Below are 20,362 nucleotides of genomic sequence, written 5' to 3'. Positions count from 1 at the left end.
CGATCCGATCAGCGCGCGTTGGGCTTGATCAGGAATTTCTCGCCGGTCGCGCGCTGGTTGTAGCGCGCGATGGCCGCGGGTGACAGCACCTCGGTCAGCGACAGTTCGCCCGCATAGCGGCTGGCGAAGGTCGTCTTGAGCTCGGCCGCCACGCGCTGCTTGAGCACCTGCGCCGCCGCCGGGCCGATCTTCTGCAGGAAGGGGAACAGCAGCCAGCCGCCCATGCCCCAGGCCATGCCGAAGCTGCGGTTGAAGGTGGTGGGACGGGTGTCGAGGCCGCCATAGAGGTAGACCTGCTTGTGCGTGCTCGAGCCGTAGCGGTTGTAGACCTTGGCGGTGCGCGAGATCGCGGCCTCCATGCACGAGAGGATCTGGCCGGCCAGCGGTCCGCCGCCGGTGGCGTCGAAGGCCAGCGTGGCGCCGGTCGCGGCCAGCGCATCGGTCAGGTCGGCGAGGAAGCTCGGCGCGCTGGCATCGCAGACATGGGTGGCGCCCATGGCCTTGAGCAGCGCCGCCTGTTCGGGCTTGCGCACGATGTTGACCAGGGCCACGCCGTCGGCCAGGCAGATGCGCTGCAGCATCTGGCCCAGGTTCGAGGCCGCGGCCGTGTGCACCAGGGCGGTGTGGCCTTCGCGCTTCATGGTCTCGACCATGCCGAGCGCGGTCAGCGGGTTGACGAAGGACGAAGCGCCGTCGGCCGCCGTGGCGTCGTCGGCCAGCAGCAGGCTCTGGTCGACCGGCACGGCGCGGTACTGCGCATACATGGCGCCGCCCAGCACCGCCACGGTCTTGCCGAGCAGGGCCTGGGCCGCGGGCGCGCTGCCGGCCGCGACCACCACGCCCGCGCCCTCGTTGCCCACGGGCATCGGTTCGTCGAGCCGCGCGGCCATGGCCCTCATGCCGGCCTCTGGGATGCGGGCCGTGAGCAGCGGACGCTCGGCCGTGCCGCCGGCAACCGCGGTCTCGAGGTCGGCGGTGCCGAACAGCAGGCCCAGGTCGGAGGGGTTGAGTGGCGCAGCCTCGATGCGCACCAGCACCTCGTGGTCGGCCACGGCGGGCACGGGCATTTCGGCGAGCGAGAGTTCGAGTTCGCCGCTGCTTTTCACGAGCGAGCGCAGTTGCAGGGCGGTGCGGGGAAGGTCGAGCGGCATGTTGTCTCCAGAATGGGTGAGCGACAGTCTAGGTCGTGTCGCCACACAGTGCTTGACCCAGGAAATCGATGAAGCTGCGCAGCTTGGGCGCCATGTACTGCCGGCTGGTGTAGACCGCGAACAGCGTGACATGCTGCGCGCTGTACTCGGGCGCCACGCGCACCAGCGTGCCGGCCGCCAGGTCGTCGTCGACCAGCCACTCGGGCAGGAAGGACATGCCCAGGCCCGCGCGCACCGCATGCAGCGTGAGCGTGGTGTCGTCTGAGCGCAGCACCGGGGTCAGGCGCAGCGGCGCCTGCCGGCCGCCGGGTCCCTTGAGCGACAGCCCCTCGATGTTCACGTAGCTGGGCACGATGGCGCCCAGCCGGGCCAGCTCCGAGGGCAGCGCGGGCGTGCCGGCACGCGCCAGCAATTCGGGCGTGGCCACGAGGTGGAATTGCACCCGGCACAGGCGACGCGCGATCAGCGCGGGGGAGGGCTCCTGCGTGGCGCGCAAGGCCAGGTCGTAGCCGTCGGCCGCGAGGTCGACCTTGCGGTTCTCCAGGTGCATGTCGACCAGCACCTCGGGACAGGCCGCGTGGTAGCCGGCCAGCACGCGCGCGAAGTGCGGCGTGGCGCACCACACGGGCGCGCTCACCTTCAACTGGCCGCGCGGCGCATCGTTCTTGCGGCCGATCGCGGCCTCGGCCGCGTCCAGCAGGTCGAGCGCCTGCGCGCTCTGGGCGTACCAGGACTCGCCCGCCTCGGTCAGGCTCAGGTGCCGGCTCGAGCGGTTGAGCAGCCGCGCGCCCAGCGACTTCTCCAGTTGCGCGACATGCTTGCTGGCCATCGGCGCCGAGATGTCCAGGCGCTCGGCCGCGGCGGTGAAACTGCCGGCGTCCACCACCTCGCGGAACACCCGCAGGCTGGTCATGCGGTCCATGGATGATTTCCTGTGGAGAAACGAATCGTTGAATCCTAGCCCATCGATTTCCTGAAGGGAAATCTCTAGACTCGTGTCAAAGGAGCCATTCCATGACCACCACGACTTCCACCGACCGTCTGCTGCCCACCTACTTCATCTCGCACGGCGGCGGCCCGTGGCCCTGGATGAAGAAGGAGATGGGCGACGCCTATGCCCAACTCGAGGCCTCGCTGGCCGACATGCCGCGCCAGATCGGCCGCGCGCCGCGCGCCATCCTGATGGTCTCGGCGCACTGGGAGATGCCCGCCTTCACGGTGCAGGGCAACCCCAAGCCGCCCATGATCTACGATTACGGCGGCTTCCCGGCCCACACCTACCAGGTGCACTACGACGCGCCGGGCTCGCCCGAGGTGGCGCGGCGCGTGGTGGATCTGCTCGAGGCCGCGGGCCTGCCGGCCGCGATCGATGCCGAGCGCGGCTTCGACCACGGCGCCTTCTCGCCGATGGCGGCGATCTACCCGAAGGCCGACGTGCCCATGGTGCAGCTGTCGCTCAAGCGCGGCCTCGACCCGGCCGAGCACATCGCGCTGGGCCGCGCACTCGCCCCGCTGCGCCGCGAAGACGTGCTGATCGTCGGCAGCGGCCTGAGCTACCACAACCTGCGCAACTTCGGCCCGCAGGCCCGCGAGGTGTCGAAGGCCTTCGACGACTGGCTCGACACCGCGGTGGTGGGCGCGACGCCGGAGGCGCGTGTCGCGCAGCTGCTCGACTGGGCCTCGGCCCCCGCGGCACGCATCGCGCATCCCCGCGAGGAGCACCTGATCCCGCTGATGGTCGCGGTCGGCGCGGCCGAAGCCGAGGCGGGGGAGCGCGTGTACCACGAGCAGGCCTTCATGGGCGGGATCGCGGTGTCGAGCTTCCGCTTCGGGTCGGTCTGAGGCCGACCCGGCGCCGCGGCCTCAGCGCTGCTGAACCGCCACCTTCAGGCCGAGGCCGATGAAGATCGTGCCGACGATCTTGCCCTTCCAGCGATGGAGCCAAGCGATGCGACCGAGGACGCGGCCCAGGGGACGCGCGGACAGCGCCAGCGCCGCGGAGTAGAGCGCGCTCAGCACGACGAAGATCAGGCCCAGCACCGTGAACTGCAGGAAGCTGGACCCGCGCTCGGGATGCACGAACTGCGGCAGGAAGGCGAGGAAGAACAACGCGGTCTTGGGGTTCAGCACCTCGGCCGGAATGGCCTGCAGGAAAGCCTGCCTGGCCGTGACGCGTGGCCGCGCCGCTTCGACCGCCGGATCGCCCGTCTTCTCGAGCCAGGCCTGCACGCCCAGCCAGATCAGGTAGCCCGCACCGACCAACTTGATGACGTTGAAGGCCAGCGCCGAAGTCATCAGGATCGCCGACAGGCCGATGGCCGCCGCCATGGCATGGACGAAGTCGCCGCAGGCGATGCCCAGACCCGTGGCCACACCGACAGCGCGCCCGCCTTGCGCGGTCCGCATGAACACCAGCACCACCGCCGGGCCGGGGATCAGGAACAGGCCGATGACGACAGCGGCATAGGACAGCAGGGTGGACAGTTCGAACATCGCGATTCCATCGGGCGCGCAAGGCGGGACGGCCATGGTAACCATCCACTGGCTCCGCCGCGTCCAGGCTGGCGGCCGACGGCAGCCGCCGCCCACATCTGCCAGGCAACGAGGGAACAGCTGGATCGTCCTGGTGATCCGAAATTTACCCGGGTGTTATTGACTGGATCAATTTAGCCCGGGTAAAATTATCGACATGGATCAAGCCATGCCGCTCACTCACACCGCTTTCCCGGCGCGGTGCTCTGTCCATACGGTTCCTTTTTTGGCGCACCGTGCTGTCGGCCGCGATGCGCGCGAGCGGCACGGCGCCGGTGCTGCATGGCCTCTGTGGCCGTCACAAGGAGAAAAAAATGGACGCTTCCGCTGACCAGGACTCGCGCTCGGCGCGGCGGGCGGCCGCCCGCCAGGCGCGTGACGCCTTCCCGCCCATGGGCATCTACGCCATCCGCGACACCGCGAGCGGTCACCTGCTGCTCGGCGCGAGCCGCAACGTGCACGCGTCGCTCAATCGCGCTCGCTTTGAACTGCGCATGGGCAAGCACGGCAACCGCGTGTTGCAGGCCGAGTGGAACCGCAGCGGCGGGGACGGGCTGCGCTTCGAAGTGCTGGAACTCGTGAAGGAGCGCGAGGATCCAGCCTTCGACTACGCGGGCGAACTGAAAGCGCTGGCGCAGGTGTACCGCGAACTGGAGGGCTTGACGCCATGAGCGAGGAGGCCCTGCAAGCCTGCGTGGCGCGGCACCTGGTGCACGCGGCCCTGGTGTCTGTGCTCGACAACGAACTCGGCACCCATCACGGCCTGTCGTGGGCCGATTTCGTGCTGCTGACCGTGCTCGATGCCGCCGACGGCTCTGCGCCTGCCATGGAACTCGCGCGCACCTTGCGCACACCGGCTTCGCACTTGCTGCTGCGGCTGCTGCCGCTGGAAAAGACCGGGCTGGTGGAGCGCGTTTCCGGCGCCGACGGCCAGCGCCGCGTCACGCTGCGTCCGCAAGGCCGGCGGCGGCTGCACGAGGCGCGATACACGGCTGCGAACGCCTGTACGGCCTGAGCGCGTCTCGGAGCCCCGTTGTCGTGACGGGCGCACGACCGGGGTCATGCGCACACAGGGGGCCAAGGACACGGCGGACCTCAGCTTTGGGCCGGCCTGGAGCGGTCTGTGGTGGAGCCGTCCCTGATGACGGGCTGTCGCTCATGTTCGGCGCGCTGCGACAGCCAGGCCCGGGGCGACATCCCGAGCTTCTGCGTGAAGAGCCGCGACAGCGCCGAGGCATTGGCATAGCCGAGCTCGTCGGCGATGGCCTTGATCGAGTCACCGCTGCGCAGCCGGGCCTGCACGATGCTCAGCCGCCAGTGGGCGAGATAGTCCGACGGCGTGGTGCCGACCGTCGCCTTGAAGCGTGCGGCGAAGGCACTGCGGGACATGCCTGCTTCCTGCGCCATCCGTTCGAGCGGCCAGGGCGCGCCCGGCAAGTCGTGCAGGCCGACCAGGACGCGTGCCAGCTGCGGGTCGCCCAGTCCCGTCAGCAGGCCCACCGGAAGTCGGCTTTCTTCCGGGTGATCCAGCAGCCAGCGCAGCAGCTGGATCAGCACCACCTCGAAGAGCCGGTCCGCGAGGAGACGGTGGCCGCAAAGCACCCGGGTGGTCTCGGCGAAGAGCAGGGCCAGCGACTGCTCCAGGCCGGCGACTTCGCGCAGCGGCAAGCGCACCAGCGGCGGCAGCGCACGTGCCAGCGGATGCGCGTCGCCGCCGTCGAAGTCGATGGTCGCGCAGACGAAGTCGGAGTCCTCGGTCGGCGCATTGTGAAAGTGATGCGCGAGGGGGCGGGGATAGAAGAGCAGGGTGGGTTCGTTCACGACGATCTTGCGCGGCGCTCCGCTGCGCGGCGCGTGGGTGACGACCATCTCGCCGCGTCGCAGCACATGCAGGAAGCCGCGCCCTGGCTGCGCCGCGAAGGTGGTCACGCCGCACAACGGCCCGGCGTGGAACAGATGGGCCCGGACCCGGAAGCGTTCAAGCAAGGAAGACAGCCGGTCGATCGGTGGCGTGGCACGCATTGGACGAAAAGGTGTTTTTGAAGGACAAAACGATACCTATCCTACGACGGGTTCGCGGAAACTTTCTCCATCGACATCACTTCAAGGAAAGCAAATGACCCGCATCCCACTCGTCGCCGACAACGCCGCTGCCGATGAGGCCAGGACCCTGTTGTCCCAGATCCACGGCGCGTTCGGCGCGACGCCGAACATGTTCCGCGCCGTCGCCAATTCGCCAGCGGCGCTCAAGAGCCTGTGGGGATCGTTCGGCGCGTTGGGCGGTGGCGTCATCCCGGCGCGCCTCGGCGAACAGATCGCCGTCGCGGTCGCCGACCGCAACGCATGCCACTACTGCCTGGCCGCCCACACTGCGCTCGGCCGCAAGGCCGGCTTGTCGGTCGAAGAGATGGCGGCCGCACAGTCCGGAGAATCGTCGGATCCCAAGACCGCGGCCGCCCTGCGCTTCGCGCTCAAGCTCGTCAACGAGCGCGGGCAGCTCGGCGATGCCGATGTGCAGGCCCTGCGCGCCGCGGGCTTCGACGACGAGCACATCGTCGAGATCCTGGCCCATGTCGCGCTCAACCTGTTCACGAACTACGTGAACGTGGCGTTCGATGTGCCGGTCGACTTTCCCGGCGTGAAGTTGCGCACCGCGGCCTGAGGCACGCCGCCGCAGGCTCGCGCGTCCACCGGAGCGGGCACGGCCCGCTCTGCCTTCTTCTTTCCGTTCGGAGCTTCACCATGGCAAGAAACTTCCACCCCGATGCGCCGCCCCTGCAGATTGCGCAATGGCTCAACACGGACACGCCGCTCACCCTTGCATCGCTGCGCGGCCGGGTCGTCGTGCTCGAGGCCTTCCAGATGCTGTGCCCGGCCTGCGTGACGCACAGCCTGCCGCAAGCCAGCAAGGTCCGGCAGCTCTTCGCCGCCAAGGACGTTGCAGTGATCGGCCTGCACACGGTGTTCGAGCACCACGACGTCATGGGGCCCATGGCGCTGGAGGCCTTCGTTCGCGAATACCGGCTCGGTTTCCCCATCGGAATCGATGCGCCCTCCGGCGGCAGCATCCCCGCCACCATGCGCGAGTACCAGATGCAGGGCACGCCGAGCACGGTGCTGATCGACCGGCAGGGTCGGCTGCGGATGAGCCACTTCGGCGTGCTCGACGACATCGCGCTGGGCGCCGCCATCGGCCAGCTGCTGGCCGAGGACATGCCGGCGGGGCCGGCCGTGCAAGTGTCGAATGAGGCCGCTGCGGCACGGGAGGCGGGCATCGCTTGCGATGCGCTCGGCTGTCGTCTCGGCGAAGGCCTGTCGGCATGAAGCGCCGCAGCGCCGCACGGGCAGGCATCGATCTGCACCGGGGCATGACGCCATGAAATGCATCGCTTTGCAGCATGTGGCTTTCGAGGACCTGGGGCTGTTCGCCGATGGCCTGCGGCACGCCGGCTACGAGATCGACTATCGCCAAGCGGGCATCGCCCCAGTGGAAGCCGACGAATGGAGCGACGCGGACCTGGTCGTGGTGCTGGGCGGCCCCATCGCCGCCTACGACACGCGCACTTTTCCGTTCCTGCATGACGAGATCGCCGGAATCCGGGCGCGCCTGGAACGGCGGCGTCCCACCTTGGGCCTGTGCCTGGGCGCGCAGCTGATGGCCCGCGCGCTCGGTGCGCGGGTCTTTCGATCTGCGGCCAAGGAAGTCGGTTGGGCGCCCGTGGCCCTCACGGCAGAGGGCAGGGCATCGTGCCTCGCCCCGCTCGAGGGCGTGCCGGTGCTGCATTGGCACGGTGACACCTTCGATGTTCCGGCAGGCTCGACGTTGCTTGCACGCACGCAGGCCACGCCGCACCAGGCCTTCGCTATCGGTCGGCATGCACTGGCGTTGCAGTTTCATCCGGAGGTCGATCCGTCGACGATCGAAGCCTGGCTGATCGGCCACAGCTGCGAGCTTGCGCAGGCCGGCATCGATGTTGCGGCGTTGCGCGCGCAGAGCGCCGCAACGGGTGCCGCCACGCGTGCGGCTGCTGCGTCGGTCCTGAGGAATTGGTTGGAGCAATTCGAATGAGCCTCGGCGAGACCACGATCGATGCGCTGCTGGTCGGCCAGGTCCGCCTGCTGCCCGACGGACGGTCGTCCAGCGGCATCTGCAAAGCCCCGACAGACCAGCCGCTGTGGTTGTCGTCGACCGGCCTGCAGGGCGACGCACAGGCCGACCTGCGCGTGCACGGCGGTCCCGAGAAGGCCGTGCATCACTACCCGCGCGAGCACTGCGAGCACTGGGCCCAATGGAGCCGCCGGGCCGATCTGCTGGGCAGCGCCGGCGCGTTCGGCGAGAACATCTCGACCACGGGCTGGTCGGAGTCGAATGTGTGCGTGGGCGACATCGTGCGGCTGGATGAAGCGCTGGTGCAGGTGTCCCAGGGACGGCAGCCGTGCTGGAAGCTTGACCTGCGCTTCGGCGAGCCCGGCATGGCGCGCGAGATGCAGTCGAGCGGCCGCACCGGCTGGTACTACCGCACGCTCACGCCGGGTTGGGTGCGCCGCGGCGCGCAGATGGCCGTGGTGGACCGCCCGCATCCAGACTGGCCACTGGCCCGCGTCATCGCGCTCATGTTCGCGCGCGGCGAGAACCACCTGGACGAATGGGCACTCGCAGCCGAGTTGCCGGCCCTGGCCGAACGGTGGCGCCTCACCTTCCGCAAGCGCGTGGCATCGCGGCGGATCGAGGACTGGGCACTGCGATTGCAGCCGCCACCGCGCCAGGGGGCCTGACAAACCGAGAGGTCCCGGCGCCGCACTCCCGACATCGCAGCGCTTCGAATCCCGCATCGACCGCTTCTTATAAATCGTTCGACCGGAGCGGTTGGCGAGTCGAAACCGCAACAAGAAGCAGCCGACGGGCATCCAGGGCGCGCTATCCGCGGCCGTCTGAAGGGGCGGGCAGAATACGTCGGGTGACTTCCGCACCTTCCTTCCTTACCGCCACCACCGACGCCGACGCGCGTCGCCTGCTCGCGCAGATCGATGCGCGCGCCACCGCCCACGATGCCGAACACGAAGGCGTGCGCGTGCGCTGGCGCCGCTTCGGCCCCGACAGTGCGACGCTGCCGCCGCTGGTGCTGCTGCACGGCGGCCACGGCAGCTGGATGCACTGGCTGCGCAACATCGAGGCGCTGTCGGCCGAGCGCGCGCTGTGGCTGCCCGACATGCCCGGCTTCCACGACTCCGGCGTGCCGCCCGCACCCGCCGCGGGCGAAGCCGCGATCGACCCGCTGCTGCGCGCGCTGGGCGGCACGCTCGATGCGTTGATCGGCGCCGGCACGCCGATCGACCTCGGCGGCTTCTCCTTCGGCGGCCTGACTGCCGCGCAGTTCGCGGCCCGCCGCGGCGCGGTGCGCCGGATCGCGTTGATGGGCAGTGGCGGCCACGGCACGCTGCGCCGCATGACGGTCCAGATGATCAACTGGCGCGCCGCGCCCGACCGCGAAGCGGAGATCGCGGCGCTGCGCCACAACCTGGGCGCGCTGATGTTGCACGACCCCGCCGCGATCGATGCGCTGGCCTTCGCGATCCACGACATCTCCTGCCACGGCACGCGCTTCCGCAGCAAGGACGTCTCGCTCGCGGGCGGCCTGCAGGCCGCGCTGGCCACGCACGACGGCCCGCAACTGCTGGTCTGGGGCGAGTACGACGTCACGGCCGATCCACGGCCGCTGGTGGCCGGGCTGGCCGCCGGGCATCCGCGGCGTCGCGCCGTGGTGGTCGATGGCGCCGGGCACTGGGTCCAGTACGAGCGCGCCGAAGAGACCAACCGGCTGCTGCGCGACTTCTTCGGCGCGCCGGACTGACGCGTTTCAGTCGATCGGGATCGGCATGCCCAGCAGCAGCTGCGCCATGCCCTTGCCCATCGGGTCGGGCCGCAGCGAGGAGGGGCCACCGCCGTCGAGCGCCTCGGTCATGAAGAAGTTGAAGGCGCCGAGCCCCGGCACTTCGTAGCGCGTGACCTCGCCGTGCACCAGGTGCGCGAGGTAGGCGCGCACGCGCTCGGGCGTGAGCACGCGGCGCAGCAGGTCCAGGTCCTCGGGGCGCCGCGCGATCACCGCGATGTTCGAGGTGTCGCCCTTGTCGCCCGAGCGGCCGTAGGCCAGCGCGATCAGCGGCACCTGGCGCATCGCTGCGGCCGTGGCCATCAACTGCGTGCTGCCCGGCCCGGCGCTCGGTGAGGCGGCGCTCGGCGGCACCGGCGCGCCGCCGCAGGGGATCGGCACGCTTTCCTGGCGATCGCCGAGCACCACGCGCGGCGCGGGCAGCCGCTCCTTCGCGACCAGGCAGGAATACAGCCGGTAGCGCGGCTCGACCGCGGCGCGGCCATTGAGCGTGAGCGCGCTGCCGCTGGTGGTGCCGGGCGCGAAGGACACGCCCGGTGCGCGCGCCTCGCGCGAGAAGATCTCCAGCGCCTCCTTGCGGGCATGCGTGACCGCGACGCGCGCGATCGCCTCGCGCAGCACGCTGGGCGCGGCGTGCGGGCCGTAGCTGTCCTCGGCACCGAGCACCGTGACGGCCGCGCGTTCGAAATCGCCCAGCCCCTTCTCCTGCAGCAGCCTGCGCACGCGGCCCAGCAGCGCATCGCCGGTGCGGCGCGCCTTGGCCACGGCCTCGGCGCCGAACACCGAGACCTGCGCGGTGCAGCGCCAGCCCTGCTGGTAGGTCGCGGCCAGCTTGTAGGTCGGCGGCGGCGCCATGCCGCGCGCGCCCGTCACGCGCACGCGGTCGGGGCCCACGGCCACGGCCGTCACCTGGGTGAAGTCGCACACCACGTCGGGCAGCACGTAGCGCGCCGGGTCGCCGACCTCGTAGAGGATCTGCTCGCTGACCGTGGCCGGCGTCACGCAACCGCCCGTGCCTTCGGGCTTGCAGACCACGAAGCCGCCCTCGGCATCGCATTCGACGTACGGGTAGCCGATGTTCTCCCAGTCGGGCACCGAGGCCCAGTCGGTGAAGATGCCGCCCGTGGCCTGGGCGCCGCATTCGAGGATATGGCCGGCCAGCGAGCCGGCCGCGAGCCGGTCATAGGCCTCGGCGCTCCAGCCGAACTCGTGGATCAGCACGCCCAGCGTGGTGGCGCTGTCGACGATGCGCCCGGTGACCACGATGTCCGCGCCCAGCGCCAGCGCGCGTGCGATGGGCAGCGCGCCCAGGTAGACGTTGGCGCTGTCGATGGCCTCGGGCATCGCCTCGCCGGTGTAGAAGTCGGGCGTGTGCTTGGCCGCCAGCGCGGGCAGCAGCGCCAGGCTGTCGTCGCCCTCGATGAAGGCGACGCGCGGCGCGCAGCCCATTTCCTTCGCCAGCGCCTCGATGGCCGCCGCGCAGCCGCGCGGGTTCAGGCCGCCCGCATTGGCCACCAGCCGGATGCCGCGTTCGAGGCAGCGCGGCAGGATCTCGCGCAGCGTGACCTCGACGAAGTCGCTCGCGTAGCCCAGCGCGGGATTCACCTTGCGCGCCTGGGCGAAGCTCGACAGCGTCATCTCCGCCAGGTAGTCGAACACCAGGTACTGCATGCCCTCGACGTCGACGAACTGGCGCGGGCCGATCAGGCTGTCGCCGATGAAGGCGCAGGCGCCGCCGATCTTCACGGTCTTGTGGGTCATCGCATCAGTCCAGGGAGATCTGCAGTTGCCGGATCAGGTCGCCGTTGACTTTGGCTTCCTGCGCGATGAAGCGCGCGAATTCCGCGGGCGTGCTGCCCACGGGCTCGGTGCTGATGGCCGCGAGGCGGGTGCGCAGCTCGGCGCCCCTCATCACGCTCGCGATCTCGCCGGCCAGCCGCTGAACGATGGCCGGCGGCGTGCGTGCCGGCGCCATCACGCCGGCCCAGGCGTAGGCCACGAGCTCGGGATGACCGAGCTCCTTGAGGCTGGGCACCTCGGGCAGCAGCGGCGAGCGGTCCTGCCCGGTCACGGCCAGCGCCGTGAGCTTGCCCGGGCGGATGTGCGGGCCCATGGCCGAGATCGCGTCGAACATGAAGCCCACGCGGCCGCTGACCAGGTCGGTGGTCGCGTCGGCCGTGCCCTTGTAGGGCACGTGCATCGTGCCCTTCATGCCGGTGGTGCGCGCGAAGCGCTCGCCCAGCAGGTGCGCGGCCGAGCCCACGCCGCTGCTGGCGAAGCTCTGCGGCGCGCCGGCGTCGCCGCCCGAGCGCACCAGGTCGTCGAGCGTGCGCAGGCCCGGGCGCGCCGTGACCAGCACCAGCGAGGTCCGCGTGAGCTGCGCGACGGGCGCGAGGTCGGCCGGCTTGTAGGGCAGGCTGCGGTAGAGCGCCTCGTTGTTGGCGTAGGCGCCGATCACCACCAGCAAGGTGTAGCCGTCGGGCGCGGCCTTGGCCACGATGTCGGTGCCCAGGATGCTGTTGGCGCCGGGCTTGTTGTCGATCACCACCGGCTGGCCCAGCCGGGCCGAGACCTCCTTCATCACGTCGCGCGCGATGATGTCCGTGTTGCCGCCGGCCGGGTAGGGCACGACGACGCGGATCGGCCGGTTCGGGTAGGCCTCCTGCGCGCCGGCCCCTCCGATGCCGACGGTGGCCAGGACGGCGAGGGCGGCAAGGCGCAGCGCGCCGCGCGCCCGGTGGGCGGATGTCTTGTGCATGTCTGTTGTCTCCGTTGCCAGCGTCTGGGGCGCCGGGAGAAGGCCGGCCGCGTCGCGCTGTGCGGCCCATTATGGAAATCGACCGGCCGCGCGGCCAGACCTATCATGGGGTTTTGCGATAACGATCTGGAATCGGACACCGACCCTCCGCCATGCAGCTCAAGGACCTCCAATCGTTCCGTATCGTGGCCGAACTGGGCAACCTGCACAGCGCGGCCGACGTGCTGGGCGTGACGCAGCCGGCCCTGTCCAAGGCCATCCAGCGGCTCGAGACCTCGCTGGGCGTGCGGCTGTTCGAGCGCACGCCGCGCGGCGTGGCGCTCACCGCCATCGGCCAGGCGCTGTACGCGCGCAACCTGCGCCTGGGCCAGATGGTCGACGACATGCGCCAGGAGGTGCAGGACCTCAAGACCGGCCAGTCGGGCGAGCTGCGCATCGGCACCGTGCCCGCCGTGGTCGAGTCGGTCGTGACGCCGGTGCTGGCCTCGTTCCTGAATGCGCCACGCACCGTGCGCTTCCAGGCCCATGTGCAGCTCAGCGGCGTGCTGATGCACCAGCTCGAGACCGGCGCGCTCGACTTCGCGATCGCCGCGGTGCAGCCACAGACGCCGGCCGCGCTGTCCTGCGTGCCGCTGGGCGAGCAGCAGTCCTTCGTGGTCGCGCGCAAGGGTCACCCGCTGCTGCGGCGCCCCTTCACGCTGCAGGACATGGCGGCCCAGGCCTGGGCGCTGCCGCCCTCGAACATCGCGCTGCGCGCCTGGGTCGATTCGATGTTCGCCGACGCCGGCATCGAGATGCCGGCCGCCTTCCTGCAGACCGACGCCTCGCCCGCGGTGTTCGCGCCGCTGGTGCGCGCCAGCAACCTGCTGACCGTGATGACCGCCGATTCGCTGGGCGCGAACACCGGCGTGGGCCTCGCGGCCCTGCCGGCGCCGGCCCCGGTGTGGGCGCTGCAGATCGGCCTGTTCTGGCGCCGCAACGCCTACTTCTCGGCCGTGATGAAGGACTTCCGGGACCGGGTGGTCGAGGTGTTCAGCGCGCGGGATGCGCGGCTGGACCGGCGGCCCCTGCGGGCCGGACGCTGAGGCCCTTGCGCCGGCGTCGGGTCTTGCAGTCCTTGCTTTCTATTGAGAATCATTCTCATGACCGGCTATGATTCTGGCCTCATGAACCCGACCACGCCGTCGAACGGCGCTCTTCTTTCCGTCTTCGAGCAGCACTACGCCGAGCTGGTGCGCTACATCGCGCGCCGCACCGGCAGCATGGAGGACGCGCGCGGCCTGGCGCACGACACCTGGTTGCGCATCGCCGAGCGCGCGCCCGACCCGGACGCCGCGCTGGCCGATCCGCGGGCCTATCTGTTCACCGTCTCGCACAACGTGGCGATGAACCACCTGCGGCGCGGCAACTGGCTGCAGGGCTACCTGGCCGAGCGCGAGCAGATCGACGGCGCCGCGCCGGCCCAGGCGCCCGACGTGGCCGAGAGCGCGATGTACCGCCAGGCCGTGGCCAGCGTCGAGGCCGCGCTGGCCGGCCTGCCGGCGCGGGTGCGCGACACCTACCTCGCGCACGGCCTGCACGGCGAGAAGCAGGTCGACATCGCGGCGCGCCTCGGCCTGTCGATCGACACCGTCAAGCGCGACATCGCGCAGGCCACGCGCGGCATCGAGCAGGCGCTGCATCAGTGGCGTCACACCTCGGACAAGGACAAGACTGCCGCCGCGCGCACCGGCCGCCGCAGGTCGCTGGCCGCGCTGCTGGGCGTGTTCGCCGTGGGCGTGACGGGCACGGCCGTCTGGCAGCACCTGCAGCGCGAATCGATGCGCTTCCAGGCCACGCTGGCGACGCTGCGGGGCCGCATGCTGCAGCGCAGCCTGCCCGACGGCTCGGAACTCACGCTCGATGCGCAGAGCCGCCTCGACGTCGACTACACGGCCGCGCGCCGCCTCACGCGGCTGCACGAAGGCGCGGCCTTCTTCGCGGTGCAGCGCGACGAGACGCGGCCCTTCGTCGTGCAGGCGCTGGGTGTGGAAGTCACGGTGCTGGGCACGCGGTTCGGCGTCGAGATCGACGGCGGCCGCGGCGTGATCGTGCAGGTCGAGTCGGGCCGGGTGCGGGTCGATGCCGGCGGGCACAGCGCCGAACTCGGCGCCGGCCAGAGCCTGCGGATCTCCGAGGCCGGGCAGGTGCTGACCCGCGTCGCCCGCCCGGCCGCCTGGCGCCAGGGCGAGCTCGAATTCGACGCCGTGCCCCTGGCCGATGCGCTGGCCCGCGTGGCGCGCTATGCGCCCGCGGCGCTGCGCGCCACGCCCGCGGCCGCGCGGCTGCCGATCAGCGGCAAGGTGCGCGTGGCCGAGGCGAACGGCTGGCTGGCCTCGCTGCCCAGCGTGCTGCCGGTGCGCGTCGAGCGGCAGCCCGACGGCAGCATCGACATCGCGCACCGCTAGCCGCCACAACGCACGCGTCTCACACACAAAAAAGTCTGCCCCGTTTTTTCGCCTCGTGGGTCTTACAGGTTGTGAACCCGAAACAACCAACCAAGGTCCCCGTCATGCAGAAGAAACTCCAGGCCCGCCGCACCGGCTTGGCACGCGCCGTTGCCGCCCTCGGCTTTGCGCTGTCCCTCCAGGCCGCCCTGGCCCAGAACGTCGCCTTCGACATTCCCGCCCAGCCGCTGGCGAGCGCGCTCAAGGCGCTGGCCGACCAGGCCGGCCTGCAGCTCGCCTTTTCGCCCGCGCAGGTGCAGGGCAAGCAGGCGCGCCGCCTCCAGGGCGCGCGCGATCCGCGCAGCGCCTTGAACGAACTGCTGCAGGGCTCGGGCCTGCAGGGGCGGGTGGAAGGCACGACGCTGACGGTCCAGCCGCTGCCCACGGGCGCGGCCGACGCGACGCTGCCCTCGGTCACGGTCAGTGCGCAGGCCGATCGCAGTGGCACCACCGAGGGCACGGGCTCGTACACCACGCGCGCCACCGCGGCCGCGACCGGCCTCGCGCTGGCGCTCAAGGACACGCCGCAGTCGATCAGCATCGTGACGCAGCAGCGCATGGAAGACCAGCGCATGCAGAGCCTGACCGACGTGCTGGCCAATACCACGGGCATCTCGACCAGCATCCAGGACGGCAACCGCATGACGTACTACGCGCGCGGTTTCTCGATCGGCAACTTCCAGTACGACGGCATTCCCACGGCCGGCACTTCGAACTGGTATGCGGGCGAGAGCGAACTCGATGCCGCGCTCTACGACCGGGTGGAGGTGGTGCGCGGCGCCACCGGCCTGCTGACGGGCGCGGGCAACCCTGCCGCCTCGATCAACCTGGTGCGCAAGCATGCCGACAGCAAGGTGCTGGCGGGCGAGGTCTCGCTGGGCGCGGGCTCGTGGAGCAACTACCGCGGCTCGGTGGACCTGAGCACGCCCATCACGGCCGACGGCCGGGTGCGCGGTCGCATCGTGGCGGCCTACCAGGACAGCGATTCCTACGTGAAGCTCAACAACGTGAAGAAGAAGGTCTTCTACGGCGTGGTGGATGCCGACCTCACGCCCTCGACCAAGCTGAGCATCGGTGCCGACTACCAGGACAACGATCCCAAGGGCACGCCGTGGGGCGGCTTCCCGCTGTGGTACGCCGACGGCAGCCGAACGCACTGGGACCGCTCCGCGACCCCGGCGGCCAACTGGTCCTACTGGGCCACGCGCACCGAGACCGCCTTCGCCACGCTCGAGCATCGTTTCGACAACGACTGGAAAGTCAACCTGGGCCTGACGCACAGCAAGCAGGCGCTCGACACCAAGCTGCTGTTCATGATCGGCTGGCCCGATCGCACCACCGGCCTGGGCATGCGGGCGATCGGCAGCATCTACAACGGCGCTCGCGAGCAGGACAGCGTCACGGCGCAACTCAGCGGGCCGATCGAACTGCTGGGCCGCAAGCACGAGCTGACCTTCGGCCTGATCAACAGCGAGCAGAAGTACCGCTACGACTACCGCCAGGCGCAGAACCTCGCGCCGGTGGTCTTCCTCGACAGCTGGAACGGCGACTACCCGGAGCCGGACTGGAGCGCCAACAGGACGCTGGACGAAGGCAAGGTCACGCAACGCGGCTTCTATGGCGCCGCACGCTTCTCGCTCAACGACCGCACGAACCTGATCCTGGGCGGCCGCTACAGCACCTGGCGCGACCGGAACGTCGACTACCTGCGCGACGACAAGAAATTCGTTCCCTACGCGGGCCTGACCTTCGATATCACCAAGAGCACCATTGCCTACGCGAGCTACACCGACATCTTCAATCCGCAGGACGCGCGCGATCGCAACGGGCGCTACCTCGACCCGATCATGGGCAAGAACTTCGAGCTGGGCGTGAAGAACAGCTTCCACGACGGCCGGCTCAACACCTCGGTCGCGCTGTTCAGGATCCAGCAGGAGAACCTCGCGCAGGCCGACGGCGACTTCCTGACGCCTGGCGGTCTCGACCAGGCCTATTACGGCGCGAAAGGCGTGCGCAGCACCGGCATCGACATCGACGTCTCGGGCGAGCTGCAGCCGGGCTGGAACGTGTCGGGCGGCTTCACGCACTACACGGCCAAGGACGCCTTCGACGCGACGGTCAGCACCAACCAGCCGCGCACCTTGCTGCGGCTCTTCACGACCTATCGCCTGGGCGGCAGCTGGAACAAGCTGACGCTGGGCGGCGGCGTCAACTGGCAGAGCAGCAACTACACCATCGCCAACGGTCCCAACGGCCAGGAGCGCGTACAGCAGGATGCCTACGCGCTGGTCAACCTGATGGCGCGCTATCAGTTCGATCCGCGCCTGTCGCTGCAGCTCAACGTGAACAACGTCTTCGACAAGAGCTACTACAGCCAGATCGGCTACTACAGCCACGGTGCCTGGGGCGCGCCGCGCGGCGTGCTCGCGACGCTCAACTACAAGTTCTGAGAACGCGTGAATGAACCTGCTGTGCACCCCGATCCCGCATCTGCGGTGCTCCTCGATGCAGGCTCGGGCACTCGCGACGGTTCCTTCACGCGTTCCGGCGTCCTGAGGTCACGGCGTCGAGCCACGCCCCATGTGGCCCCCTTGTCCGACAGCGACGAGGGCGGAGGCTGGCCACAATGAGGTCATGACTTCCGACACCCGCACCCAGAAACAGAAGATGCTCGCCGGCGATCTCTACGACGCCGGCGACCCCGAGATCCAGGCCGACCTCGCGGCCACCCGCGAATGGCTGGTGCGCTACAACGCCTCGCTGGGCGGCACCAGCGCCGAGCGGCACCGGATGCTGGTCGAGCGCTTCGCCTCGGTGGGGAAGGGCGCGGGCATCCGTCCGCCCTTTCATTGCGACTACGGCTTCAACATCACAGTCGGCGAGGGCGTGTTCCTCAACTTCAACTGCGTGATCCTGGACGTGGTCGAGGTCACGATCGGCGACAAGACGCAGATCGGCCCCGGCGTTCAGATCCTCGCGGCCGACCATCCGCGCTCGCCGCAGGAGCGCGCCTCGGGGCTGGAGTTCGGCCGGCCGATCCACATCGGGCGCAACGTCTGGATCGGCGGCGGCGCGATCATCCTGCCGGGTGTGACCGTGGGCGACGACGCGCTGATCGGCGCGGGCAGCGTGGTCACGCGCGACGTGCCGGCGGGCGCCACGGTGGTGGGCAATCCGGCGCGCGTGCGCACCCCGTAGCCGGCGCGGTCTGCAACGCGCGGCATTGGCCTGCATGCGTGCAGGACGATGCCGACGGCGTCGGTGCCGGCCTGCGGTCACCATGGCTCGCATGATCCTTGCGCTTCGACGCCGCGCACCGTTTCGCGCTTCTTCCTTCGTTCTTCCATCCGCCGCCACCCGGCGCCTGACCGCGATGGCCCTGGCCGCCGGACTGGCGGGCGGGGCCATCCTGCCGACGCGGGCCCAGACGCCGCCCCCGGCGGTGGCCGCGCACAGCGCCTGGGCCGATCACCTGCGCGCCGACCTGGCGCGCATCGACGCCGCGGGCAAGGCCCGCATCGGCGTCTACGTGCAGGACCTCGACACCGGCGAGGCGCTTTCGTACAAGGCCGACCAGCGCTGGTACCTGGCCTCCATGGTCAAGGTGCCGGTCGCGATGACCGTGATGCGCGGCATCGAGCGTGGCGACTACACGCTCGACACGGCCGTCACGCTTCGCGCATCGGATTACGTGGACGGCGCCGGCACCACCAACCGCCAGCCGGTGGGCCAGCCGATCGCGATCCGCGTGCTGCTCGAGCAGATGATCATCTACAGCGACAACACCGCCACCGACATGCTGATCGACCTGGTCGGCATCGCCGAGGTCAATGCGCTGGTCGAGTCGCTGGTCCCGGACGGCTTTCGCCGCATCACCAGCCTGGGCGCGATCCGCCGCACGCTCTACGGTTCTCTCGCGCCGGGGGCCGAGCAACTGGGCGGCAAGGACCTGCTGCTGCTGCACCGCGAACGCTCCGATGCCGCACGGCTGCAGTTGCTCTCCAGCCTGGTGGACGTGCCAGTGGCGCGCTTCAAGCTGCCCAGCCTCGACGCGGCCTACAACGCCTACTACGCGAGCGGCCTCAACTCGGCGCGGCTCGATGCCTATGGCGCGCTGCTCTCGCAGCTGGGCGGCGGCCAGGCGCTCGCACCCGAATCGACCGCCTATCTGCTCAAGCTGATGGAGCGCGTGGCCACGGGTACGAACCGCATCAAGGCCGGGTTGCCCGCGGGCGTGCGCTTCGCCCACAAGACCGGCACGCAGCGCCGCCGTACCTGCGACGGCGGCCTGGTGCGGCTGGCCGAGGCGGGCCAGCAGCGCCGCGTGCTGGTGGTGGCCTGCACCCGTGACGAGCCGTCGCTCGACCAATCCGAATTCGCGCTGATGCAGGTCGGCGCCGCCGTCTGCCGGTCCGGCCTGTTGACCAAGGGAGTCCATGATGATGAAGCGATATGCCATGCCGCGCCTGCTCTGCGCGTTGACCGTCGGCCTGTGCCTGCTCGGCCTTGAGTCCGCGCGGGCGGCGGACTGGGACGCAGGACTCAAGCAGGAGATCGAACGCATCGACCGCGAGTCGCCCGGCAAGCTGGGCGTGTACGTCAAGCGCCTGAAGCAGGGCGACAGCTTCAACTACGGCGCCGACCAGCGCTGGTACCTGGGCTCGACGGTGAAGGTGCCGATCGCGATCGCGGTGCTGCAGCAGGTCGATGCGGGCCAGCTCAAGCTGTCCGACACCATGACCCTCGAGCCCGGCGACCGGATCGAGGCCGGCCAGCTGGTGTGGCGCCAGCCCGGTGCGGTGATCACCATCGAAGAACTGCTGCAGCGCATGCTGGGCGACAGCGACAACACGGCCGCCAACATGCTGATCCGCAAGGTCGGGCTCGCGCAGGTCAACCGCAGCGCGAAGGAGGCAATGGGCGCCGAGGGCCTCGGTACCTTGAGCACGCTGGCCGAGGTGCGCTACGACGTGTATGCCGAGCTGCACCCCGATGCGCGCAAGCTCTCGAACGACCAGCTGGTGACCATCGCGTCGGCCCCCATGGGCCCGCAGCGGGTGGAGGCGCTGCGCAAGGCGCTCGACGTGCCGGCGTCCGCGCTCCAGGTGAAGACCATCGACGAAGCCTATGACCGCTACTACCGCCGCGGCCTCAATTCGGCCACGCTGGTGGCCTACGGCGCGATGCTCGAGAAGCTGGTGCAGGGCAAGCTGCTCCAGCCCGCGAGCACGCAGAAGCTCTTCACCGCCATGAAGATCGACATCTTCACCAACTACCGCCTGCAGGCGGGCCTGCCGCGCGGCGTGAAGTTCATCCACAAGACCGGCACCCAGCACCGCACGGCCTGCCACGCGGGCGTGATCCAGCCGCAGAACGGCGGTGCCGATGCGATCGTGGTCGCGACCTGCGCGTCCGGCCTCGACGAGCAACGCGAGGCCGGCAAGGTGTTCGAGCGGGTGGGGCGGGCGATCACGAAGGCGGTGTTGAACTGAGGGTGCGGCTTCCTGCGCGCGTTCGCATGGCGTGGCTGCGCGAGCAGCGACC

Annotated in this window: 20 protein-coding genes; 14 read left to right on the top strand and 6 right to left on the bottom strand. The window is 70.1% G+C overall.

All coding sequences use genetic code 11. The annotated features are described in order from the left end of the window. Window positions 1-8: 8 nt before the first annotated feature. A complete protein-coding gene (locus A9977_RS26420; RefSeq protein ID WP_183027763.1) occupies window positions 9-1,151 on the bottom strand; it encodes a zinc-binding dehydrogenase in 1,143 nt (380 codons plus the stop codon). A 28-nt stretch (window positions 1,152-1,179) separates the two neighbouring features. Then, window positions 1,180-2,073 (bottom strand): LysR family transcriptional regulator, encoded by an 894-nt coding sequence (locus A9977_RS26415; protein ID WP_183027762.1) that lies wholly within the window; start codon window positions 2,071-2,073, stop codon window positions 1,180-1,182. A gap of 92 nt (window positions 2,074-2,165) precedes the next feature. Here A9977_RS26415 and A9977_RS26410 point away from each other — a divergent pair, with 92 nt between their 5' ends. Further along, window positions 2,166-2,993: a class III extradiol ring-cleavage dioxygenase gene (locus tag A9977_RS26410; protein ID WP_183027761.1), complete on the top strand. Its 828-nt coding sequence runs from the start codon at window positions 2,166-2,168 to the stop codon at window positions 2,991-2,993. Window positions 2,994-3,014: 21 nt separating this feature from the next. Here A9977_RS26410 and A9977_RS26405 read toward each other — a convergent pair whose 3' ends face one another. Next, complete coding sequence (locus A9977_RS26405) at window positions 3,015-3,644, bottom strand: LysE family translocator (RefSeq protein WP_183027760.1); 630 nt, start codon at window positions 3,642-3,644, stop codon at window positions 3,015-3,017. 353 nt (window positions 3,645-3,997) lie between these two features. Between A9977_RS26405 and A9977_RS26400 the strand changes: the two genes are divergently transcribed. After that, on the top strand, window positions 3,998-4,354 hold the full coding sequence (locus A9977_RS26400; protein ID WP_183027759.1) for a GIY-YIG nuclease family protein: 357 nt from the start codon (window positions 3,998-4,000) through the stop codon (window positions 4,352-4,354). Continuing rightward, complete coding sequence (locus A9977_RS26395; protein ID WP_183027758.1) at window positions 4,351-4,698, top strand: MarR family transcriptional regulator; 348 nt, start codon at window positions 4,351-4,353, stop codon at window positions 4,696-4,698. The genes A9977_RS26400 and A9977_RS26395 overlap by 4 nt, the downstream gene beginning before the upstream one ends. Window positions 4,699-4,778: 80 nt before the next feature. Here the strand turns inward: A9977_RS26395 and A9977_RS26390 are convergent, their stop codons facing one another. After that, window positions 4,779-5,705 carry an AraC family transcriptional regulator gene (locus tag A9977_RS26390; protein WP_183027757.1) on the bottom strand — a complete coding sequence of 309 codons (927 nt, stop codon included), beginning with the start codon at window positions 5,703-5,705 and terminating at the stop codon, window positions 4,779-4,781. Between the two features lie 94 nt (window positions 5,706-5,799). Here A9977_RS26390 and A9977_RS26385 point away from each other — a divergent pair, with 94 nt between their 5' ends. The 5 genes from A9977_RS26385 to A9977_RS26365 all read left to right on the top strand — a co-directional run bounded on the left by A9977_RS26385 (window position 5,800) and on the right by A9977_RS26365 (window position 9,535). After that, window positions 5,800-6,345 (top strand): carboxymuconolactone decarboxylase family protein, encoded by a 546-nt coding sequence (locus A9977_RS26385; RefSeq protein ID WP_183027756.1) that lies wholly within the window; start codon window positions 5,800-5,802, stop codon window positions 6,343-6,345. Window positions 6,346-6,425: 80 nt separating this feature from the next. Further along, the gene (locus A9977_RS26380; protein ID WP_183027755.1) at window positions 6,426-7,007 is read left to right on the top strand and encodes a redoxin domain-containing protein; all 582 of its coding nucleotides are present in this window, start codon (window positions 6,426-6,428) and stop codon (window positions 7,005-7,007) included. A gap of 52 nt (window positions 7,008-7,059) precedes the next feature. After that, window positions 7,060-7,752, top strand: a complete 693-nt coding sequence (locus A9977_RS26375; RefSeq protein WP_183027754.1) for a glutamine amidotransferase — start codon at window positions 7,060-7,062, stop codon at window positions 7,750-7,752. Beyond that, window positions 7,749-8,459 (top strand): MOSC domain-containing protein, encoded by a 711-nt coding sequence (locus A9977_RS26370; protein WP_183027753.1) that lies wholly within the window; start codon window positions 7,749-7,751, stop codon window positions 8,457-8,459. The genes A9977_RS26375 and A9977_RS26370 overlap by 4 nt, the downstream gene beginning before the upstream one ends. Before the next feature lie 236 nt (window positions 8,460-8,695). After that, a complete protein-coding gene (locus A9977_RS26365) occupies window positions 8,696-9,535 on the top strand; it encodes an alpha/beta fold hydrolase (RefSeq protein WP_259652170.1) in 840 nt (279 codons plus the stop codon). A gap of 6 nt (window positions 9,536-9,541) precedes the next feature. Here the strand turns inward: A9977_RS26365 and A9977_RS26360 are convergent, their stop codons facing one another. Continuing rightward, the gene (locus A9977_RS26360; RefSeq protein ID WP_183027752.1) at window positions 9,542-11,335 is read right to left on the bottom strand and encodes an acyclic terpene utilization AtuA family protein; all 1,794 of its coding nucleotides are present in this window, start codon (window positions 11,333-11,335) and stop codon (window positions 9,542-9,544) included. Window positions 11,336-11,339: 4 nt separating this feature from the next. Further along, on the bottom strand, window positions 11,340-12,332 hold the full coding sequence (locus tag A9977_RS26355; protein ID WP_183027751.1) for a tripartite tricarboxylate transporter substrate binding protein: 993 nt from the start codon (window positions 12,330-12,332) through the stop codon (window positions 11,340-11,342). Between the two features lie 152 nt (window positions 12,333-12,484). Here A9977_RS26355 and A9977_RS26350 point away from each other — a divergent pair, with 152 nt between their 5' ends. The 6 genes from A9977_RS26350 to A9977_RS26325 all read left to right on the top strand — a co-directional run bounded on the left by A9977_RS26350 (window position 12,485) and on the right by A9977_RS26325 (window position 20,310). Next, on the top strand, window positions 12,485-13,417 hold the full coding sequence (locus A9977_RS26350; RefSeq protein ID WP_183027750.1) for a LysR family transcriptional regulator: 933 nt from the start codon (window positions 12,485-12,487) through the stop codon (window positions 13,415-13,417). A 57-nt stretch (window positions 13,418-13,474) separates the two neighbouring features. After that, window positions 13,475-14,779, top strand: a complete 1,305-nt coding sequence (locus A9977_RS26345; RefSeq protein ID WP_259652152.1) for a sigma-70 family RNA polymerase sigma factor — start codon at window positions 13,475-13,477, stop codon at window positions 14,777-14,779. Between the two features lie 104 nt (window positions 14,780-14,883). Continuing rightward, the gene (gene fhuE / locus A9977_RS26340; RefSeq protein ID WP_220812088.1) at window positions 14,884-17,268 is read left to right on the top strand and encodes a ferric-rhodotorulic acid/ferric-coprogen receptor FhuE; all 2,385 of its coding nucleotides are present in this window, start codon (window positions 14,884-14,886) and stop codon (window positions 17,266-17,268) included. Window positions 17,269-17,452: 184 nt separating this feature from the next. Further along, a complete protein-coding gene (locus A9977_RS26335) occupies window positions 17,453-18,016 on the top strand; it encodes a sugar O-acetyltransferase (RefSeq protein ID WP_183027749.1) in 564 nt (187 codons plus the stop codon). Between the two features lie 175 nt (window positions 18,017-18,191). After that, entirely contained in the window at window positions 18,192-19,328 is a 1,137-nt protein-coding gene (locus tag A9977_RS26330; RefSeq protein ID WP_259652151.1) for a serine hydrolase, read from the top strand. Further along, entirely contained in the window at window positions 19,276-20,310 is a 1,035-nt protein-coding gene (locus tag A9977_RS26325; RefSeq protein WP_259652150.1) for a serine hydrolase, read from the top strand. The genes A9977_RS26330 and A9977_RS26325 overlap by 53 nt, the downstream gene beginning before the upstream one ends. Window positions 20,311-20,362 lie beyond the last annotated feature (52 nt).

This window comes from Variovorax sp. UMC13 (assembly GCF_014170375.1).
GTDB lineage: Bacteria > Pseudomonadota > Gammaproteobacteria > Burkholderiales > Burkholderiaceae_C > Variovorax.
This window is presented reverse-complemented; position numbering and strand designations above follow the sequence as displayed.

What these genes read in the sequence shown, in the direction of transcription:
- A9977_RS26385 (WP_183027756.1), top strand. Translation starts at nt 5,800, where the DNA reads ATGACCCGCATCCCACTCGTCGCCGACAACGCCGCTGCCGATGAGGCC.
- A9977_RS26325 (WP_259652150.1), top strand. Translation starts at nt 19,276, where the DNA reads ATGCCGCGCCTGCTCTGCGCGTTGACCGTCGGCCTGTGCCTGCTCGGC.
- A9977_RS26370 (WP_183027753.1), top strand. Translation starts at nt 7,749, where the DNA reads ATGAGCCTCGGCGAGACCACGATCGATGCGCTGCTGGTCGGCCAGGTC.
- A9977_RS26395 (WP_183027758.1), top strand. Translation starts at nt 4,351, where the DNA reads ATGAGCGAGGAGGCCCTGCAAGCCTGCGTGGCGCGGCACCTGGTGCAC.
- A9977_RS26415 (WP_183027762.1), bottom strand. Translation starts at nt 2,073, where the DNA reads ATGGACCGCATGACCAGCCTGCGGGTGTTCCGCGAGGTGGTGGACGCC.
- A9977_RS26410 (WP_183027761.1), top strand. Translation starts at nt 2,166, where the DNA reads ATGACCACCACGACTTCCACCGACCGTCTGCTGCCCACCTACTTCATC.
- A9977_RS26360 (WP_183027752.1), bottom strand. Translation starts at nt 11,335, where the DNA reads ATGACCCACAAGACCGTGAAGATCGGCGGCGCCTGCGCCTTCATCGGC.
- A9977_RS26400 (WP_183027759.1), top strand. Translation starts at nt 3,998, where the DNA reads ATGGACGCTTCCGCTGACCAGGACTCGCGCTCGGCGCGGCGGGCGGCC.
- A9977_RS26355 (WP_183027751.1), bottom strand. Translation starts at nt 12,332, where the DNA reads ATGCACAAGACATCCGCCCACCGGGCGCGCGGCGCGCTGCGCCTTGCC.
- A9977_RS26330 (WP_259652151.1), top strand. Translation starts at nt 18,192, where the DNA reads ATGGCCCTGGCCGCCGGACTGGCGGGCGGGGCCATCCTGCCGACGCGG.
- A9977_RS26405 (WP_183027760.1), bottom strand. Translation starts at nt 3,644, where the DNA reads ATGTTCGAACTGTCCACCCTGCTGTCCTATGCCGCTGTCGTCATCGGC.
- A9977_RS26375 (WP_183027754.1), top strand. Translation starts at nt 7,060, where the DNA reads ATGAAATGCATCGCTTTGCAGCATGTGGCTTTCGAGGACCTGGGGCTG.
- A9977_RS26420 (WP_183027763.1), bottom strand. Translation starts at nt 1,151, where the DNA reads ATGCCGCTCGACCTTCCCCGCACCGCCCTGCAACTGCGCTCGCTCGTG.
- fhuE (WP_220812088.1), top strand. Translation starts at nt 14,884, where the DNA reads ATGCAGAAGAAACTCCAGGCCCGCCGCACCGGCTTGGCACGCGCCGTT.
- A9977_RS26380 (WP_183027755.1), top strand. Translation starts at nt 6,426, where the DNA reads ATGGCAAGAAACTTCCACCCCGATGCGCCGCCCCTGCAGATTGCGCAA.
- A9977_RS26350 (WP_183027750.1), top strand. Translation starts at nt 12,485, where the DNA reads ATGCAGCTCAAGGACCTCCAATCGTTCCGTATCGTGGCCGAACTGGGC.
- A9977_RS26345 (WP_259652152.1), top strand. Translation starts at nt 13,475, where the DNA reads ATGACCGGCTATGATTCTGGCCTCATGAACCCGACCACGCCGTCGAAC.
- A9977_RS26390 (WP_183027757.1), bottom strand. Translation starts at nt 5,705, where the DNA reads ATGCGTGCCACGCCACCGATCGACCGGCTGTCTTCCTTGCTTGAACGC.
- A9977_RS26335 (WP_183027749.1), top strand. Translation starts at nt 17,453, where the DNA reads ATGACTTCCGACACCCGCACCCAGAAACAGAAGATGCTCGCCGGCGAT.